At 44.2% G+C, this 17,940-nt stretch carries 18 protein-coding genes; 12 read left to right on the top strand and 6 right to left on the bottom strand.

Annotated elements, in window-relative coordinates; translation table 11 throughout:
* Positions 1 to 26 precede the first annotated feature (26 nt).
* From CCS90_RS01610 to CCS90_RS01595, 4 genes are all read right to left on the bottom strand, one after another.
* Positions 27 to 590: a DUF1287 domain-containing protein gene (locus CCS90_RS01610; protein WP_099017761.1), complete on the bottom strand. Its 564-nt coding sequence runs from the start codon at positions 588 to 590 to the stop codon at positions 27 to 29.
* Positions 591 to 735: 145 nt separating this feature from the next.
* Entirely contained in the window at positions 736 to 939 is a 204-nt protein-coding gene (locus CCS90_RS01605; protein ID WP_099017760.1) for a dodecin family protein, read from the bottom strand.
* Between the two features lie 150 nt (positions 940 to 1,089).
* On the bottom strand, positions 1,090 to 2,895 hold the full coding sequence (locus CCS90_RS01600; protein ID WP_099017759.1) for a M2 family metallopeptidase: 1,806 nt from the start codon (positions 2,893 to 2,895) through the stop codon (positions 1,090 to 1,092).
* A gap of 135 nt (positions 2,896 to 3,030) precedes the next feature.
* Positions 3,031 to 4,269, bottom strand: a complete 1,239-nt coding sequence (locus tag CCS90_RS01595) for a hypothetical protein (protein ID WP_099017758.1) — start codon at positions 4,267 to 4,269, stop codon at positions 3,031 to 3,033.
* 183 nt (positions 4,270 to 4,452) lie between these two features.
* Between CCS90_RS01595 and CCS90_RS01590 the strand changes: the two genes are divergently transcribed.
* The 7 genes from CCS90_RS01590 (at position 4,453) to gorA (ending at position 10,836) form a co-directional block, all read left to right on the top strand.
* Positions 4,453 to 5,358 carry a DMT family transporter gene (locus CCS90_RS01590; protein WP_099017757.1) on the top strand — a complete coding sequence of 302 codons (906 nt, stop codon included), beginning with the start codon at positions 4,453 to 4,455 and terminating at the stop codon, positions 5,356 to 5,358.
* A gap of 106 nt (positions 5,359 to 5,464) precedes the next feature.
* Complete coding sequence (locus tag CCS90_RS01585) at positions 5,465 to 5,851, top strand: DUF4389 domain-containing protein (RefSeq protein ID WP_099017756.1); 387 nt, start codon at positions 5,465 to 5,467, stop codon at positions 5,849 to 5,851.
* 139 nt (positions 5,852 to 5,990) lie between these two features.
* Complete coding sequence (locus CCS90_RS01580; RefSeq protein ID WP_099017755.1) at positions 5,991 to 6,191, top strand: hypothetical protein; 201 nt, start codon at positions 5,991 to 5,993, stop codon at positions 6,189 to 6,191.
* A gap of 1 nt (position 6,192) precedes the next feature.
* Positions 6,193 to 6,981, top strand: a complete 789-nt coding sequence (locus tag CCS90_RS01575; protein WP_099017754.1) for an SDR family oxidoreductase — start codon at positions 6,193 to 6,195, stop codon at positions 6,979 to 6,981.
* Entirely contained in the window at positions 6,972 to 8,426 is a 1,455-nt protein-coding gene (locus CCS90_RS01570; protein WP_099017753.1) for an aldehyde dehydrogenase, read from the top strand. The genes CCS90_RS01575 and CCS90_RS01570 overlap by 10 nt, the downstream gene beginning before the upstream one ends.
* 521 nt (positions 8,427 to 8,947) lie before the next feature.
* Positions 8,948 to 9,448 (top strand): hypothetical protein, encoded by a 501-nt coding sequence (locus tag CCS90_RS01565; RefSeq protein WP_099017752.1) that lies wholly within the window; start codon positions 8,948 to 8,950, stop codon positions 9,446 to 9,448.
* Between the two features lie 59 nt (positions 9,449 to 9,507).
* Positions 9,508 to 10,836: a glutathione-disulfide reductase gene (gene gorA, locus CCS90_RS01560; protein WP_099017751.1), complete on the top strand. Its 1,329-nt coding sequence runs from the start codon at positions 9,508 to 9,510 to the stop codon at positions 10,834 to 10,836.
* Between the two features lie 128 nt (positions 10,837 to 10,964).
* Here the strand turns inward: gorA and CCS90_RS01555 are convergent, their stop codons facing one another.
* Both CCS90_RS01555 and sufT read right to left on the bottom strand, forming a co-directional pair.
* The gene (locus CCS90_RS01555; protein ID WP_099017750.1) at positions 10,965 to 11,774 is read right to left on the bottom strand and encodes a polysaccharide deacetylase family protein; all 810 of its coding nucleotides are present in this window, start codon (positions 11,772 to 11,774) and stop codon (positions 10,965 to 10,967) included.
* Between the two features lie 12 nt (positions 11,775 to 11,786).
* Positions 11,787 to 12,335 (bottom strand): putative Fe-S cluster assembly protein SufT, encoded by a 549-nt coding sequence (sufT, locus tag CCS90_RS01550; protein ID WP_099017749.1) that lies wholly within the window; start codon positions 12,333 to 12,335, stop codon positions 11,787 to 11,789.
* Between the two features lie 392 nt (positions 12,336 to 12,727).
* Between sufT and CCS90_RS01545 the strand changes: the two genes are divergently transcribed.
* The 5 genes from CCS90_RS01545 to CCS90_RS01525 are packed head-to-tail and all read left to right on the top strand — an operon-like array spanning position 12,728 to position 17,940.
* On the top strand, positions 12,728 to 13,711 hold the full coding sequence (locus CCS90_RS01545; RefSeq protein ID WP_099017748.1) for an AAA family ATPase: 984 nt from the start codon (positions 12,728 to 12,730) through the stop codon (positions 13,709 to 13,711).
* 6 nt (positions 13,712 to 13,717) lie between these two features.
* Entirely contained in the window at positions 13,718 to 14,674 is a 957-nt protein-coding gene (locus CCS90_RS01540; protein WP_099017747.1) for a DUF58 domain-containing protein, read from the top strand.
* Complete coding sequence (locus CCS90_RS01535) at positions 14,674 to 15,189, top strand: DUF4381 domain-containing protein (RefSeq protein WP_099017746.1); 516 nt, start codon at positions 14,674 to 14,676, stop codon at positions 15,187 to 15,189. Before CCS90_RS01540 ends, CCS90_RS01535 begins: the two co-directional genes overlap by 1 nt.
* Complete coding sequence (locus CCS90_RS01530; RefSeq protein WP_099017745.1) at positions 15,182 to 16,150, top strand: vWA domain-containing protein; 969 nt, start codon at positions 15,182 to 15,184, stop codon at positions 16,148 to 16,150. The genes CCS90_RS01535 and CCS90_RS01530 overlap by 8 nt, the downstream gene beginning before the upstream one ends.
* Positions 16,150 to 17,940: a vWA domain-containing protein gene (locus CCS90_RS01525; RefSeq protein WP_180236480.1), complete on the top strand. Its 1,791-nt coding sequence runs from the start codon at positions 16,150 to 16,152 to the stop codon at positions 17,938 to 17,940. Before CCS90_RS01530 ends, CCS90_RS01525 begins: the two co-directional genes overlap by 1 nt.

Genomic DNA, 17,940 nt, shown 5'->3' with positions numbered 1-17,940 from the left:
TCCAGCCATTTTAGTTTTTGAATTGATCAGTCTGTATTGGCGGCAAACCGGAAATGGCCTTTGATTGGGTGGGCAAAAAGCATGTCGTTGATTTGCGGCCCAAACCCAATGTTGTGGATGATCTTGTAATTTCCAGAGGCGGCCTTTTGGTCAGAAACAATGCCAATGTGCGGTAAGCCAGAACCAGTCAAACGCCAGCTAACCAGGTCACCCGGCTGGTAGTCATCACCTTGGTCAGATATGGATAAAACGGTGCCAAATCGAGCAAAAAATGTTTCCAAGTTGGGCACGCGGCGGTGATCTATGTTGCTGTCCGGCTTGGTCAACCCCCAAATTTTTGGATACAAAGTGAAATGCTGCCGCATGTCTTCATGAACCAGTTGTTGTAGATCAACACCCAAAGCCCGGTAGGATCGAATGATCACATCGGTACATACCCCTTTGGTCTGATCAACATCACCATTGGGGTAATCAATTTTTTGATATGCACCATCGTAGACAACCCAGTGATTAAGTCGCTCTTTGGCCGCTGCCACCAAATCATTGGCATGGAGTTGAAGGCTGCATAACAGCAAAATAATAATTTTCATATAAGATCTGACTGTAGATGGCTTAAATAATTCAATCGTTCGAGCTCAACTTTTTTATCTGACCTACCCAATCAGCTGTTTAAGGATTACGCACATAAAAAAACCAGCCACTTGAGCTGGTTAGTATTCACTCAGACATTGGGGGTCAGTCTTTTAAGATGAATGTGACTTTCATTGCCACGCGGTATTCGGTTACTTTGCCATCATTGACCACCACTTTTTGGCTTTCCACCCAGGCACCCGAAACATTTTTTAATGTTTGTGAGGCCCTTTCTATGCCATTTTCAATGGCATCATCAAAACTTTTGTTAGAGCTGGCGATGATTTCGGTTACTTTGGCTACACTCATGGTATTTTCCTCTGTTTAATAGAAATGAAAATATAGGGTAGCAAAGTGCGTGTCGACTTACCATCAATCCCCTAAAGTTGTGACTTTTGTTTTGATTTGCCAATAAAAAGGCCGGTATCAAACCAGCCTTTGTTGTGCATTGTCGAGTTATTACCAACCGCAATCGCGGCCTTGGTTTTGCTCATCCAACCATACTTTCAATGGCGCGAAATAATCAACCACTGCTGTGGCGTCCATCTCACGAGAATTGGCAACAATTTCCATCGCATCTTGCCATGGCTTTTCAGCACCCATTTCCAACACTTTGATCAACTTTTCACCGGCCGCTTGGTTGTTGTAGATTGAACAGCGGTGTAAATCACCTTCATAGCCGGCCGTTTTACACAATTCACGATGGAATTGAAATTGTAATATGTGCGCCAAGAAATAGCGGGTGTATGGCGTGTTACCTGGAATGTGGTATTTAGCACCTGGATCAAAATGATCTTCTGTTCGAGCCACTGGAGATTTAACCCCTTGGTATTGGTTTCTCAACGACCACCAGCCAGCATTGTATTCTTCTGGACTGATTTCACCATTGAACACTTTCCAACGCCACTGATCAATCATCAAACCAAATGGTACGAAAGCGATTTTTTCTAATGCTTTTTGCATCAACATGCCCAGGTCGTTAGAGGAAGCAGGGACTTCATCAATCAAGCCAATTTCTTTGAAATATTGTGGCGTGATTGACAAGGCAACCGTATCACCAATGGCTTCATGAAAACCGTCATTGGCGCCATTGCGATAAAGGATGCTTTTGTCTTTATAAGCGCGTTGGTAAAAATTGTGCCCCAATTCGTGATGGATGGTCACAAAATCTTCGTAATCTTCTTTGATACACATCTTGATTCTGATGTCTTCCAAGTTATCGATGTCCCATGCACTGGCGTGACAAACCACATCCCTGTCTTGTGGTTTGGTGAACAATGAACGCTGCCAGAATGTTTCAGGCAGTGGCTCCAGTCCCAAAGAAGTAAAAAACCCTTCCGCAGTTTTAACCATTTTTTCTGCATCATACTCATGCTCAGCCAACAAGGCCGTGACGTCCAAGGTTGAACCCGCATCCGCTGGTTTAACCAAATCATATACACCAGTCCAATCCTGAGCCCACATATTGCCTAACAGGTGTGCTGGAATCATGCCATCATCACCCATGATTTCATCGCCATAATGTTCAGTCAATTTGGTTTTAACATGACATTGTAATGAATCATACAAGGGCTTAACTTGTGACCACAAACGATCCAGCTCTACCGGAAATTCACTGGCAGGCATGTCGTAGCCAGCTCGCCACATGGCACCGGTATCATCATACCCTAAGTCACGGGCACCTTCATTCGCAAGTTCAACCATGCGTTTATATTTCTCTCTCATGGCAGGAGAAATGGTGCGCCAACCTTGCCAAGCTTCAAGTAAGGCTTTGTGGTCTCTGGATTCTGCTATGGTTTTTGACAATTCGCCTAAATTTTGACATTCGCCATCCACACAGTATTTACCAGCACCATACATGGCTTCTAATTTCGCCATGATTTGTGCCAATTCTGCATTTTTTTCCGCATCATCTGGTGCGGCTAAAGTAAGGCTGCCTTTGATGATATTTAAACGTCGACGCATGTCATCGGATAAATCCAAAGCATCAAACTGTTTCGCTTCATTGGCAAATTTAACCGACAAGGCACCCATTTTTTCGATGCTTTTTGCACCCAACCAAATGGTGTCTTCAGTAATAAAGTTGGCTTGTACCCATGCCACTCTGGCAGCATATTCGCCTTCCTTGATATAAGTTTCTTCGACTCGATCAAGAAATGCTTGGGCATCTTCAACAGTGACTTGAGTTGTGACTGGTTTGTTCATGCCTTGTTGTTGACATGCCATTAACATCAGTAGCAAACACAATATAAATATATTTTTCATGGTTTCTTTTCCTGTCCCGATTGATTAAAACGCTGTTATTCTACATCAAACCCAGTGTTTGTGTACTTGCCATAAATCAAAAAACCCAGCATCGCTGGGTTTTTTGAAAGGATTATAGAGCCATCAGCACTCGTTTTAATTTCTCCGCCCTCGATCGTTCGATCTAACCGCTCTACTTGGCTTGTTTTTCGAACTGTTTTTTGCAGATTTTTCTTGTTTACTGCGCTGAGGCTTTGGTTTTTGGACCGGCTTACTTGTCTGGACTTGTGGTCTGCTTGGCACGGAACGGTTGATAAGCTGAACTCTCGAACCAGACTGATGGTTCACCGAAGGTTGTGTGTTTTGATACACCTGTCTTTGATTTATTTGCGGTCTTTGCAGCGTGGTTGTTTGACGACGAATCGTATTGGTATGATACACCGGACTTTGGCTGTTCATCGGCTTAACCCGGATATTTTGATTGACTGAAATGCTGTCCGTTGAGCTGGCAGCGCTTTGGTATCGGTTGCGTCGCATTTGCGTACTTGGTTCATGGTTCTGTTGTATACGCTGGACGTTGTTTTGACTGTTTTGCTGCAATAACTGGCTGCTGCTCGAACGATAAACCACCTGCGACCTGGCAGATTGATAGTCATTGTTTTGCACCCTGTTTTGATTGCTGTGATTGATCACGGCTGCTTCTTGCCTGGCTCTGTTGTTAACCGTTGAAGATCGTTGTCTCGAATTTGAATTCGATCGATTGGGTGCTCGATTGACCGGCCTGTTGCTGCTGTTTCTTGCTCGATTCACTGCTTGCGGCTTGTTACCATAACGGTTGTGATTCGGTTTTTTGGATTGGTTGTGATACCGGCTATTGGCCAACCTTCTGGTTTCATTGCGCGCAGAATAGTAACCGCGCTGTGTGGGTCGGTTGTGATTGTAATTGCGATGACGGTAATGGTTGTACCACCAATAATTGTCATAATAACCACTGTAGCCTACACTGTAACTTAAACCAAATCCAAAAGAAGGCCACCACCCATTGGAATAATAACTTGATGGCCATGCGCCTGGCGAACACCAAGTTGACCAATAAGAATAACCACAATTGTTGATTGAAGAATAATAAAAACCCACCCTGGGATACCTATAAGGGCTGTAATACACATTGCTGTAATTCACACCCCAACGATCTGGGTAGTAGTTGTAATTATTATAATAAACACCGTCACCTGCTGACGAATATTCTGCTGAACCATACCCATAATAAGGGTCGTAGTTATCGTATGCATAATAATCATCTTGGTAATAGGTGTCTTGCTCCGCGTCATACCTGTGGTGGTGAACCCCACAAGAAGCTAAAAACAAGGTCAAAAATGGTAATAATATTTTCATGATCCAAACATTGGTTGACTAATATCACTATACTACAAGCCTCAGACTGAATTAAAGCTGAATGTGCTTATTGTGGTATATCAATTCATGGGTACCCATTGAAATACTTTTAAATACCAACCGCTTGCGATTTAGGTTCAACCAGGCGCCAGCATTTTAAACTTGATTGTTAGGAAAAAATCTATGGCAACCCAATTGAATTCATGGAAAAAAGGCTTGTTTCTGTCATTACTGACGGTAGTGTGCTGGAGTACTTTACCGGTGTCTTTAAAAATAAGTTTATCTGCTACCGACGCCATGACCTTAACTTGGTTTCGATTTCTCACAGCAGGATTGGTCACATTTTTCTTCCTATTAAGTAAAAACAAACTCAAAGAATTCAAATCACTCTCTCAGTCAGATTGGCTGTGGCTTGGACTGGCAGCGATGATGTTAATTGGCAATTATGTGTTGTTTTTAATCGGCATGGACATGACTTCTCCCGCCAATGCACAAGTTTTTATCCAGTTGGCGCCTTTGTTGATGACCTTGGGTGGCGTACTGATTTATAAAGAGTCATTCAATCGCATGCAAATGTTGGGGGTGGTTGCTATTCTTATCGGTCTGGTATTATTTTTTCAAGATCAAATCAAGCAAATCATAGCCAACGATTACACCACAGGTATCTGGGTGATGTTTGCGGCGGCTTTGACCTGGGCCATCTATGCATTGATCCAAAAAAAGTTGGCCACCAAACTGTCCTCTCAAAGCATCTTGTTTTTTATTTATTGTTTCGCCAGTTTGGTGATGTTTTATTGGTCAGACTTGGGTTCACTCAAATCAATCAACAGTTTACAATGGTGGGCCATAGCCTATGCCTGTTTAAACACCGTCATTGCTTATGGCGCATTTGCTGAAGCTTTGAACCATTGGAATGCCTCAAGAGTCGGCATGATTTTGGCTTTGACTCCAGTTTTTACCTTGTTGTTTATCAATGCCTTTGCTTCTGTTTTCCCCCAGTTGTTGGCTGCCGAGTCCATCCAAATCATCGGCTATCTGGGTATGCTCTTCATTGTTTCTGGATCCATGTTAGCCAGCTTAAAAAAATAAATAAGCAGCATCAAAAAAATGAATTTGGCAGTTACCAATGGCACTGTTAAAAGCTCATGCCCTTCTGTATAGTAATTATAAAACGACAACATAAGAGGTAAAACACATGTCAGATAAAGAAAACAAAGATGTCATCATCGAAGGCGAAACCGTTGAAAACAACAACGAAGCCAAACCAGAAGAAACCGTTGCTAAAAAAGAATCCACCATCAACAGTGAAGTCTTAACCCGAATTTTTGTGACTTTACTTTTTGCCTTAATTGGCTGGATTTCATTGTGGGTATTTGGCGCAGTGGTGTTGGTTCAGTTTGGCTTTTTATTGATTACCGGCGAATTGAATAAAAACCTCAAAGCATTCAATGGTGAGTTGGGCGACTACCTTGCTGACATCATCGGTTACGTGTCTTTTCAAAAGGAAGAGAAGCCATTTCCATTTCAGTCTTGGCATTACGACGATGACAAGGCCAGCAAAAACGGTGAACCCGCTAAATAATTTTTTTCATTTCATTCCTCTCTGAATTACTTACGCCAAGCCAGTCTTGGCGTTTTTTTTGCCGACAATTTATCATCTCAACTGGCCGACAATTCACAATCCTTGTAAGATGTTCACTCTCTATTGGTTCTGCTACAGCATGAAAACTTATGAATTAAAAGGATACACCTTGGTGTTAGAAAAAATTGTCTTCATCAGTGCCGTCTTTACCGCCGACCATGAAGAAGGCAAACAATTCAATGTGCGCATGGTTGGAGACATGTTGAAATTTAAATTCCCAACCCATGAAGATGCTGTCTTGGCCAGACAATTATTAGTTAAAGCAATGAAGGAGGCTTGATATGGATTTGAATTTAGTTGGAAAAACTGCTTGGGTTTGTGGCTCGACACAAGGCATGGGATTAGCCATAGCACAACAACTGGCTGAACAAGGTGCCACTGTAGTGCTGTTGGCACGCAATGCGGACAAACTGGCCACTGTGGTTAAGACCTTGTCAGCATCAGCAGGTCAGTCACACCAAACCATCACAGCAGACTTTGCGCATCCGGAAGATTTGAAATCAGCGGTTGAAAATCATTTGGCATCCTTTCCTGAAGTACACATTCTGGTGAACAACACCGGTGGGCCGGCCCCTGGGTTGGCTAAAGATGCCGATGTCTCGGCTTTTCAAGCCGCATTCAACCAACATTTAATCTGTAACCAAGTACTGGCCCAGGCAGCCATTCCATCGATGCAGCAAGCGCAATTTGGCCGCATCATCAATGTCATTTCCACTTCGGTTAAACAACCTTTACCCAATCTGGGCGTGTCAAACACCGTTCGTGGTGCCGTGGCCAGTTGGGCCAAAACATTGGCCAATGAACTTGGGCCATTTAACATCACCGTGAACAATGTATTGCCTGGGGCCACTGAAACCAACCGCCTGTCTGCCATCTTTGAGAACAAAGCAAATAAAACAGGCTTAACGGTTGAAAAAGTGATTGAGCATGAAAAGGCCATCATCCCAATGCGTCGCTTTGGAACACCTCAAGAGTTTGCCAATGTGGTGGGCTTTTTGGCATCACCTGCAGCGGCATACATCAATGGTGTCAACATTCCGGTGGATGGTGGCAGAACAGCATGTCTCTAAAAAAAATTCAAAATTACATCAACGGCGTTTTGACAGATCCAATTGATGGCCATTATCTAGACAACCATGAGCCGGCCACAGGTTTGGTTTATGCCCTCACGCCAGAATCCAATGAACAAGATTTGAAGCTGGCAGTCGATGCCGCTGAACAAGCCTTTCCAGCTTGGTCCAATACGCCCGCTGAGCACAAAGCCAAAGTGTTGAACCGTTTGGCCGATTTGATTGAAGTCCATCAAAATGATTTAGCAAAGGCCGAAGCCATTGATAATGGCAAGCCCATTACGCTGGCCAAGAATGTTGACATATACCGCGCCGCGGCCAACATCAGGTTTTTTGCCCAAGCCTGTACTCAATACAGCAGCGAATCTCATTCCATGGAAAACGTGGCCATCAACTACACCTTGCGAGACCCCTTGGGCGTGGTGGCGTGTATATCTCCATGGAATTTACCACTGTATTTATTTACATGGAAAATTGCACCTGCATTGGCCACCGGCAACACCGTGGTGGCCAAACCTTCGGAAATCACTCCCATGAGCGCTTATTTGTTTGCTAAGCTGTGCATTGAGGCTGGCTTGCCAGCTGGCGTACTTAATATCATCCACGGCACAGGACAATCCATTGGCGCACCATTAACCATTCACCCAAAAATCAAAGCAATCAGTTTCACTGGCGGTTCGAATACGGGCACATCAATCAAACAAGCCACTGCCAATCAGCATAAAAAGCTGTCATTGGAACTGGGCGGCAAAAACCCAACCCTGGTATTTGCAGATTGTGACTTTGAACGAACAGTCAAGGAAGTGGCGCGGGCTGCATTTGCCAACCAAGGACAAATCTGTTTGTGCGGTTCTCGCATTTATATAGAACGCTCCATTTATCAGCGATTCACCCAAGCATTGGTTGCCGAAGTGAATCAATTAACCATTGGTGACCCTTTGTTAGCAGAGACCCAGTTTGGGGCTTTGGTTTCTCAACCTCACATGGAAAAAGTCCTGGGCTATATCGAACTGGCACAACAGGAAGGTGGCCAGCTTTTAACCGGTGGATCACAGCTTGAAATGCAAGGTAGGTGTGCAGGTGGTTATTTCGTACAACCCACCATCGTCGCCGGCTTAAGCAACAGTTGTCGAACCAATCAAGAAGAAATTTTTGGTCCTGTTTGTACCGTGCAGGCCTTTGATACCGATGACCAAGCCGTGTCCATGGCCAATGATTCAGCTTATGGCTTGGCTTGCAGTATTTGGAGCCAAGACATCAGTCGTTGTCACCGCTTGGCGAAAAAGGTGAACTGCGGTATTGTTTGGGTTAACTGTTGGTTACTCAGGGATTTGCGAACACCTTTTGGTGGCATGAAAGCATCCGGTTCTGGACGTGAAGGCGGGTTGGAAGCCATGCGGTTTTTTACAGAACCGAAAAACGTCTGTATTCAATTCAACCCTTAAAAAATTGTAAGCTTTTCGTTAACCCAAGGTCTTATTAAGTGATCGCTGTAAAACAAAGGGACTTATGGCACATAAAAACCAGCAGTGAAATGAATAATATAATCTAACGTACTGCGAAAACACTTACAAAGTGATTGACGTACGTAAGACTTAGTAGTATAGTGATTACAACAAGTCGTTGAATTCAATTAGTTGTAATGAAACGACACAAGCTTTGGAGTTACAGAAATTTCTCCCCTAACGCTTTTTAACTCTCTGATTTCTGTAACTCCACCCTCTTTTTATATTTTTTTGAACGAGGGAATGCGGCCTTAATAATTAAGGCGCACTGTGCTCTTCTAATGACTGATGAAATCTTCAATGTCAATGGTTGATAAATGATTTTTTGTTATCGAGCCTCCTCTTATTATTTTTTCCAACTCAACAAAATCACTTATTAACCGTCCCTGTGCTTTTTATTATATACTGAAAACCTCATAACAACTCAACTTGTTTTTTAACTTTTTTCTAACTTAATATTTATGTTTAAAAACTCCGAAAATATTCGTATTGACTTGATTGAAGTGGATGATGCAGAACCCATGGCCGGCGCCTTGTTCAAGAAGGCCTTCAATGCCAACATCCCTGACTTTCCCAAACACTTTTTATTGCTGGCCACAGATGGGTCAGAATTGACTGTCACCTTGGGATATGGACACGTCACCAAACTTCACAACATCTATTTAGGTGGTGGCATGTGTGTAAACAGCCGCGCGCTTAAGCATTTACCCAAACCGGTGCGACAAGATTTGAGCCAACAAGGCGGCGTGGCTTTCACTTTGGTTTCCAAGATTGTTAATTCATTGGATGATTGTGATGCTGTATTTGCTTATGTAGGTCACCGAGCCGCTTATAAAATTGATTTGGCTGTGGGTTTTATACAAACCCAATACGATCATTTAATTGTCTATTGGAAAAAACAACTTGATGAATCCACTCAAAAAGAACTCATCGAGTTGGCACACCAACAAGGCCCTTTTTAAAATTTTGCAAGCCGTCAGTAACTACACGGTCTATTCACCCAGTTCAGCAGAGAGAAAACATGAAGTACGATTTTGATTTATTGGTTATAGGGGCTGGTTCTGGTGGTGTTCGGGCCGCAAGAATTGCCGCTGGTTATGGAAAAAAAGTGGCCATTTGTGAGTCTGATAAAGTCGGTGGCACTTGCGTCATCAGAGGTTGCGTCCCTAAAAAGTTATTTGTTTACGCCTCACAATACAACAAAATGTTTAAAGCAGCCAAAGCCTTCGGTTGGGACATCCAAAGCCAGTTCAATTGGTCTACACTGCTGAATAATAAAAACGATGAAATCAACCGCCTCAATGGCATTTATTTAAAATTATTGTCCAATGCCGGTGTTGAACTGATCAAAGGGCATGGCTCTTTTGTGAATGCACACACCGTCGATATCAGCGGTCATCAATACACCGCCGATAAAATTTTGATTGCCACTGGCGGCACACCAACCATACCCGATATTCCTGGACGTGAACACGTGATAACATCCAATGAAGCATTGGATCTGACTGAACTGCCTGGCTCCATTACCATCAATGGTGGCGGCTACATCGCGGTCGAATTTGCAGGTATTTTCAATGCCCTTGGGGTCAAGGTCAACCTGGTTTATCGCGGCCCACAAATACTGCGTGGATTTGATGATGAAGTGGCGCAGTTTGCTCAACAATCATTTATAGATGCAGGCATCAATGTCATGACCATGACTGAGGTTACTGCTGTTGAACAGGATGTGGATGGATATATTTGCAAATCCAAGCAAGGCGACATTCGTTCAGAACAGGTGTTTTTTGCCACTGGCAGACAAGCCAATACCACCTCACTTAATCTCGACCAAGTTGGCATCAAAACCAAACCCAATGGCCAAATTGAAGTCAACCGAGAACAACAAACCAGCTTGGCTCATGTTTATGCCGTGGGTGATGTTTGCAACGCTGATAACTTAACCCCTGTGGCCATCAGAGAGGGTCATTATTTGGTCAATCGCCTGTTCAATGGCGGTGACCAATACCCCGATTATGATTTCATCCCTACCACCGTGTTTTCACAACCAGAAATCGGTACCTGCGGTTTAACCGAAGCCGAAGCAAAGCGCCAATACCCCAACGTGCAATGCAGCACCAGCACCTTCAGAGCAATGAAATATGCGATGAGTGAAGTGACTGAAAAAACTTTTATGAAGCTGGTAGTCAATGCCGACACTGACCAAGTGTTGGGCATTCATGTGGTCGGGGCAGATGGCGGCGAAATGATTCAAGGCTTTGGCGTTGCGCTTAAACAAGGCCTGAGTAAAACCCAACTCAACAGCACCATAGGCATCCACCCAACCTCAGCAGAAGAGTTTGTCACCATGTAAACATTCAGTGTTTTCAAATTCTCAACACGATTCTGTCATGTTATTGCATGGTGTTCAACATACCTTGAATCGGTTAAGACCTGTTCTCATTGGGAGCAGCAAAATCAAACAGAATCATTGAGTTACTATCAAGCCAACAAGAGGTTTTTCAGTTGTTCCGTGTTATTCCAATCATTGTTACAAACATACCTGGGCATCGCCCACAGGTGACTTTTCGACGTCACATGTTTCGGTTCTGTGGTGAAAGCCGCCACCAAGCCCAATTGAGTACCCTGAGTAGGCAAATATTCATACCGTAAAAAATCACTGAAGTTGCCATAGGGATAGGCAAAATATTTTACTGGGTGTTGACCGGCAAAGAAACGACTTAAAAATTCTTGAGATTGTTTGAGCTGACGATCACAATCGGCCTGGTTGTCTATGGCTTTGAATGAATCATCATCGGCGTTTTTATTGTCTAGCACCCCGTGGTTGTGATCCCAACTGTGATTTTCGATGGCCATCAGGCCAGATTTTTGTGCCGCAAGCCACCAATCATCAGTCCACCAGCCACGACCAACCAAGCATTTTTCATCGAGGATTACCCTTGCAGCCGGCGACACAATCACAAAATTGGACATATGAACTGGTGTGTGGGTTTGCTGTTGATGGTTTTTCAAAATGTTAAAAAAACTGATTTGTTTCCCATAAGTGGGGTGGTCAACATCGTGATAATCAAACCATGTGCCGTCATCACAAGTTAAAACCACGGTTTTTTCAAACTCACTGTCTGACATATTCCCGGCCTTCCATTGCATCAACTCATCCAAAGAAATGATGCGAAACCCTAAGTCATGTATAAGCTGCAAATCTTCCTGCAAAGCCACGTGGTCATTGTTTTGGTAGGCCATTCCATTGATGTTATTTGCATGGTATGTGAGGATCGGGACTTGAGTCATGGCCACCGCTGGTTATAACATGCCCGTTTCTAATTTGGCTTCCTCTGACATCATGGATTGATCCCATGGGGGGTCAAATACAATTTGACAATGAACTGATTGGATTTCTGGAATCAACTTGATTTTGGCCGCAGCATCAGACACCAACACATCGCCCATGCCACAACCCGGCGCGGTTAAGGTCATGTCTATGGCCACTTCATAACCCTTATCACCCGACTTAACCACACATTCATACACCAAGCCCAGCTCCACAATACTCACAGGAATTTCTGGATCATAGACCGTTTTTAACTGAGCCCATACGGCTTCTTCGACATCTTGTTGCGTGGCGTTTTCAGGTAAGGTGGGGGCGGGCAATGGTTCTTTTCCCAGTGCATCGGCGTTGTGACCCAGAATCATGAACATGCTGCCATCCACAAAAATGGTGAAACTTCCACCCAAAGCTTGGGTGATATAACCAACAACACCCGCTGGCAATTCGATGGTTTCGCCGGTGGGTACGGCTATGGCCTCAACATCTCGATCTAATTTGAATGGTTCACTGGTTAAACTGTACATGGGTTATGCGACCTTTTTATGCGCTAAGCTGTCTATATAATAAGAGCAGCAGATTTTAACATGATGAACCAGTAATTGGGTGCTTCTTTCTACAGCACAGAAAACTGCGTGCAACTGAGTGATTTCAACTGTACTGGGCCGGTTTAACTGTGCTTGAGATTCCCTGACATGAATTTATGACTCAACATTTAATCTCCTGTTTATTCAAAGACCAGAGTCTGTGTCGTTGAACTCTTTTAAGCGATGCTTACTTTTGACACATTCAAAGCCTTGGGTATCTTGTATAATCACTCTCTTGCTGATATCCATTCACGGGTCAAACCTTGATTTTTTCAAGTTTGGAATTAAATATGTCGCCAGAACGGTAGATGTGTAAACGAGACAGGTTATTTATGGAACAAAACACAATTGAATTAACACAAGCTTTTCAAAACATACGAGAAGCCATTGGAACTCAAATTTTAGGTCAACAAAAATTGGTTGACCGCTTATTGATGTCCTTACTATCTCACGGTCATTTGTTGGTAGAAGGTGCGCCTGGTTTGGCCAAAACCACAGCCATTAAAGTGCTGTCTGAATGTATTGAAGGTGATTTTCATCGGATTCAATTCACCCCTGATTTATTGCCAGCCGACTTAACCGGAACCGATGTTTATCATGCACAATCGGCCACCTTTGAATTTCAAAAAGGACCGTTGTTTCATAATTTGGTGTTAGCCGACGAAGTCAACAGGGCTCCAGCCAAAGTACAATCTGCCTTGCTTGAAGCCATGGGCGAACAACAAATTACCGTGGGTAAAACCACCTATGACCTGCCTCAGTTGTTTTTGGTGATGGCGACCCAAAATCCGATTGAACAAGAGGGTACATACCCTTTACCTGAAGCTCAATTAGATCGATTTTTAATGCATGTCACCATTGGCTATCCAGAAGCTGACACCGAACTGGATATTTTGAAACTGGCTCAAAAAAGAGACCTGGCTGATTTCAATCATAAAACCACCCAAAAAGTGCTGTTAACTCAGCAACAAATTTTCGCCGCACAAAAACACATACTTAATTTATTCGTGGCTGAAAATCTTGAGAAATACATGGTCGAATTGATATTGGCGACACGTGACCCTGCCAAATACGACCCCACTTTATCCAGTCAAATTGAATTCGGTGGTTCACCTCGAGCCACCATTGCATTGGATCGTTGTGCCAGAGCCCATGCTTTTTTGTCAGGCAGGGATCATTTGCTGCCTGAAGACATCCATGAAGTGATTCATGATGTTTTGCGACACCGCATCATTTTGTCCTTTGAAGCGGAGGCGGAAGGCTTAACGGTGGATCAAGTGATTGACCAGTTATTGAGCACGGTCCCTTTGCCATAACGATTGATGGTAAGCCAAGACGCGCCAAACCCAAACACCCAAGTTTCTGCCAAAACCATGGTAGAAACCCGTCATCATGCCCGTCAGTTGAACCTGACCAGCATCAAAAAAGCCTCTTCTGCGATATCTGGCCTCCATGATTCACGCTTTCGTGGCCGGGGTATGGATTACCAAGAATCCAGAATTTATCAAGCAGGTGATGACATCCGAAACATGGACTGGCGTGTGACCGCCAGAACTGGAGACGCCCACACCAAATTATTTCAAGAAGAACGTGAGCGACCCATTTATTTGATTGTTGATACCAACAGCAGCTTACATTTTGGCACCCGAACTCAGTTTAAATCAGTATTGGCCAGTAAAGTGGCCGCCCTACTGGGTTGGTCTGCAGTACAAAATGGTGATCGCATCGGTGTACTGACTTACGGCGTCAATGGCGTCCACATTGTCAAAGCCACCGCCGGTAAACGCGGGATGATGGGCATGATTTCACACCTCATCAAGGCCTTTGAACGTCACCCAAGTGAAACTGAAAGCCATCCTTTAGACCAGGCATTAAAACAACTCAGGACCATCATCAGGCCTGGCAGTATGGTTGTTTTAATCAGTGACTTTTACACCTTGGGTGACGAGGCCAAACGTCACTTACTCCAACTGCGAAAGCACAATGACGTACTGGGCATAAAAATCAGTGACCCTTTTGAAAACCAACTGCCCATGCCGGCACTGTATGGGGTACAAACCAGCCAACGTTCCAGGGTGCTAGACACCAAACAAAACAAGACCCAACAAAGGTTACTGGCCAAGCAACAAAGCCACATCCAATCATTAAAAGACAATGTCATCAAAGCAGGGGTTCCACTGATTCCGATACAAACCAATGATGCTTGGGTCAATGTTTTGAAAAATGGCTTAGGTAACCCAAACCTGGCATTCAACCATTGGTTGGGAGCAGTCAGTTGATGCAAGCGAACGAAATACCAGCATTGCCATTGCGCGATATTAAATTACCAGCTGAACCAGGGTTTTGGCCGTTGGCGCCTGGTTGGTGGTTGCTGTTGGTGTTGTCACTGTTGTTGCTGACATGGTTAGCCGTCAAATGGTATCGGTACGTCCAAAAGAAACGTCGTTGGCAACAGATTGAGCACCAACTGGCTGAAATAGAACTCCAATTCAAACAAAGCAATAACAAGCAAAACTTATTGGCTGAGATTTCTGTCTTTCTCAGACGTTTTGTTAAATTCCAATTGCAACAAAAAAAAGCCACCACCCTGGCAGGGCAACAATGGACTGATCACCTCAACCAATTACAACAAGAACAGCCTTTTCTGCCCTTTGAACAAGCATTAACTACCGGGGTTTATCAGCACAACTTTGATTATGATGCCACCGAATTATTGAAAACCACCCGCCAATTCATCAAACAACATGTAATGAAACCGGCTAAACCGCAAACCCAAGAGGTGGCCAATGTATAGCCTTTACTGGCCGTGGGTTTTTGTGTTGTTGCCTTTGCCATGGTTAATCAAACGACTGCCCCGGGTCAAACAAGCCAGCATCACCACCATTGAAGCCCCTTTCTTGAACGATTTGTTTGGGCAAAAGAAGGGCGAACACCAGCAACGGGCATCTTGGTTAAACTGGTTGCCTTGGCTGTTATTGCTGCTGGCAGTGAGTCGACCACAATGGATCGGCGACCCAGTGGCTTTGCCCATTGAAGGGCGCGACTTGATGCTGGCCATAGACATTTCGGGCAGTATGGAACAAAAGGACATGCAAATAAATGGCCAAGCTGTTGACCGATTAACTGCAGTCAAAAAGGTCGCAGGCGAGTTTATTGATCGTCGAGTGGGTGATCGCATTGGGCTGATTTTATTTGGTGAAAACGCCTATTTACAAGCCCCTTTGACTTTTGATCGTAAAACTGTCAACACTTTGTTGTTTGAAGCAGCTATTGGTTTGGCGGGTAAATCAACTGCCATCGGTGACTCCATCGGATTGGCTGTTAAAAAAGCCCGCGAAACAGAAGATGGCAATCGTGTTTTGATTGTCTTGACTGATGGACAAAACACCGCAGGGGCCATTGAACCACTTAAGGCCGCAGAATTGGCTCGGGCTGAAAAATTAAAAATTTATACCATTGGGGTCGGCGCCGATGAATTGGTGGTTAATAGTTTTTTTGGCGGACAACGACGCATCAATCCATCCTCTGACCTAGATGAAGCCTCATTGCGGCGCATTGCAGCAATCACCGAAGGTAAATATTTTCGGGCTCGAGACACGCGTGAATTGGAACAAATTTATGCCATTCTGGATGAATTGGAACCGTTGGCAGCCGAAGAACAGTTCTACCGCCCCACCGATGAATTGTATTTTTGGCCTTTGTTGGCAGCATTGATCGCCTTGTTTTTAACCCTTTGGTTGAGGCGCTTGCAATGATGTCTGAAATCACTTGGAATGCTTTTCATTTTCTCAGACCTCACATGCTGTGGCTAATGATTCCGGCCGCTTGGTTGTTGTATAAATGGTTAAACAACACCAGCAGACAAGATGGCTGGCAACAAAGTTGTGACCCTGAACTTTTACAAGCCATGCAAATCAAATCCGCAGGCAAATCAACCCAATGGACTTGGTTGTATTGGCCCATTACTTTCATCACTGTTTTGGCCCTGGCTGGGCCCGCTGTCAGACAATTGCCAGTCCCAATGGTGAAAAATCAATCGGCATTGGTCATAGCGCTGGACGTTTCAAAAAGCATGTTGTCTGACGATTTGAAACCCACTCGGTTACAAAGGGCCAAATTTAAAATACAAGATTTATTGGCGGCAAGAAAAGATGGACAGACGGCCTTGGTGGTCTATTCTGGCGATGCTTTTGTGGTTACACCCCTCACCGATGACACCGAAACCATCGTGTCCTTACTGGATGTTTTGGATCCAAGCATCATGCCTGTGAGCGGCACCAATACAGTGGCCGCATTGGACAAAGCCACTGAGTTACTGAGCCAAGCCGGCATCAACAGGGGACAAATTCTGATGGTTACCGACAGCATTGATATGTACAAAACACAAGACCGTTTAGAAGGAGTCAGTAGCCAAGGCATTGCCATCCATGTTTTAGCTGTTGGCACCGCTGAAGGCGCTCCCATACCCACCAGCCAAGGCTTCTTAAAAGACTTGCGCGGCCAAATTGTGATTCCGCAAGTTGATTTTGCCAGCTTACAACAGGCCGCAAAGATAGGTAACGGTCGTTTCAGTGTATTGTCCAACAGCCCAGAAAAAGATCAATTGTATGAAGCCAATCCAAACAACAACGACGATGACATGAAAGATGAATTGGGTGGCGAAAGTTTTATTGATGACGGCCCTTTGTTGGCCATATTGCTCATACCCATGCTGGCCTTGCTGTATCGACGTGGTATTTTAATGGTGTTGTGTTTGGGTTTTATGCTCAATACCCAACCCAGCCACGCCCTGTCATGGAATGATTTGTGGTTAAACCAGGATCAACAAGCCTTTAAACAACTCGAATCAGCTCCATCTGAGGCCTTTAATCAAGCAAAAAATCAGCAAATCAAAGCCGCTGCAGCTTATAAAAAAGAGGACTACAAAACCGCAACCCAGCTTTATCCAGAATCAGGTCAAAGCTTGGCTGACTACTACAATCGTGGCAATGCCTTGGCTCAATCTGGTCAATTTGAAGCAGCCATCAAAAGTTATGAGCAAGCCCTGACCTATGACCCTGATGACGAGGACACCTTGTACAATAAAAAAATTGTTGAAGAAGCCATGAATCAACAGCAGCAACAACAAGACCAAGAAAACCAAGAAAACCAAGAAAACCAGGACTCAGAACAAAACGAGCAAGACCAACAAGAGCAGCAAAGCCAAGAAAATCAGGAAAGCTCAGAGCAAGAAAAGCAAGAACAAGAACAACAAGCACAAAAAGACCAACAAGCTCAAGCGGCGGATCAACAAGAAAATGAAGAACAACAAAGTGAAGAGCAACAACAAGCTGAACAGCAAGAAAACCCACAAGACCAAGAAGAAATTGAACTGACGCCCGAGGAAAAAGCGTTGGACGCCGAAGAAAAACAAGCCATGGAACAATGGCTGAGAAGAATCAAGGACGACCCAGGCGGATTGATGCGCAGAAAGTTTCTGTATCAATACCACAAACGCAACCAAGACGGTGAAAGTTATGACCAACAAACCACGGAGGATTGGTAA

The sequence above is a fragment of the Marinicella litoralis genome (assembly GCF_002591915.1).
In the GTDB taxonomy this organism is placed as follows: Bacteria; Pseudomonadota; Gammaproteobacteria; order Xanthomonadales; family Marinicellaceae; genus Marinicella; species Marinicella litoralis.
Note: the sequence above shows the minus strand (reverse complement) of the source record. Positions and strands in the feature narration are given on the sequence as shown.

Bases quoted from the DNA above. Each gene is read 5' to 3' on its own strand.
- CCS90_RS01590 (WP_099017757.1), top strand. From the start codon at position 4,453: ATGGCAACCCAATTGAATTCATGGAAAAAAGGCTTGTTTCTGTCATTA.
- CCS90_RS01540 (WP_099017747.1), top strand. From the start codon at position 13,718: ATGGTAAGCCAAGACGCGCCAAACCCAAACACCCAAGTTTCTGCCAAA.
- CCS90_RS01535 (WP_099017746.1), top strand. From the start codon at position 14,674: ATGCAAGCGAACGAAATACCAGCATTGCCATTGCGCGATATTAAATTA.
- CCS90_RS01555 (WP_099017750.1), bottom strand. From the start codon at position 11,774: ATGACTCAAGTCCCGATCCTCACATACCATGCAAATAACATCAATGGA.
- CCS90_RS01585 (WP_099017756.1), top strand. From the start codon at position 5,465: ATGTCAGATAAAGAAAACAAAGATGTCATCATCGAAGGCGAAACCGTT.
- CCS90_RS01525 (WP_180236480.1), top strand. From the start codon at position 16,150: ATGTCTGAAATCACTTGGAATGCTTTTCATTTTCTCAGACCTCACATG.
- sufT (WP_099017749.1), bottom strand. From the start codon at position 12,335: ATGTACAGTTTAACCAGTGAACCATTCAAATTAGATCGAGATGTTGAG.
- CCS90_RS01580 (WP_099017755.1), top strand. From the start codon at position 5,991: ATGAAAACTTATGAATTAAAAGGATACACCTTGGTGTTAGAAAAAATT.
- gorA (WP_099017751.1), top strand. From the start codon at position 9,508: ATGAAGTACGATTTTGATTTATTGGTTATAGGGGCTGGTTCTGGTGGT.
- CCS90_RS01600 (WP_099017759.1), bottom strand. From the start codon at position 2,895: ATGAAAAATATATTTATATTGTGTTTGCTACTGATGTTAATGGCATGT.
- CCS90_RS01530 (WP_099017745.1), top strand. From the start codon at position 15,182: ATGTATAGCCTTTACTGGCCGTGGGTTTTTGTGTTGTTGCCTTTGCCA.
- CCS90_RS01605 (WP_099017760.1), bottom strand. From the start codon at position 939: ATGAGTGTAGCCAAAGTAACCGAAATCATCGCCAGCTCTAACAAAAGT.
- CCS90_RS01610 (WP_099017761.1), bottom strand. From the start codon at position 590: ATGAAAATTATTATTTTGCTGTTATGCAGCCTTCAACTCCATGCCAAT.
- CCS90_RS01570 (WP_099017753.1), top strand. From the start codon at position 6,972: ATGTCTCTAAAAAAAATTCAAAATTACATCAACGGCGTTTTGACAGAT.
- CCS90_RS01595 (WP_099017758.1), bottom strand. From the start codon at position 4,269: ATGAAAATATTATTACCATTTTTGACCTTGTTTTTAGCTTCTTGTGGG.
- CCS90_RS01575 (WP_099017754.1), top strand. From the start codon at position 6,193: ATGGATTTGAATTTAGTTGGAAAAACTGCTTGGGTTTGTGGCTCGACA.
- CCS90_RS01545 (WP_099017748.1), top strand. From the start codon at position 12,728: ATGGAACAAAACACAATTGAATTAACACAAGCTTTTCAAAACATACGA.
- CCS90_RS01565 (WP_099017752.1), top strand. From the start codon at position 8,948: ATGTTTAAAAACTCCGAAAATATTCGTATTGACTTGATTGAAGTGGAT.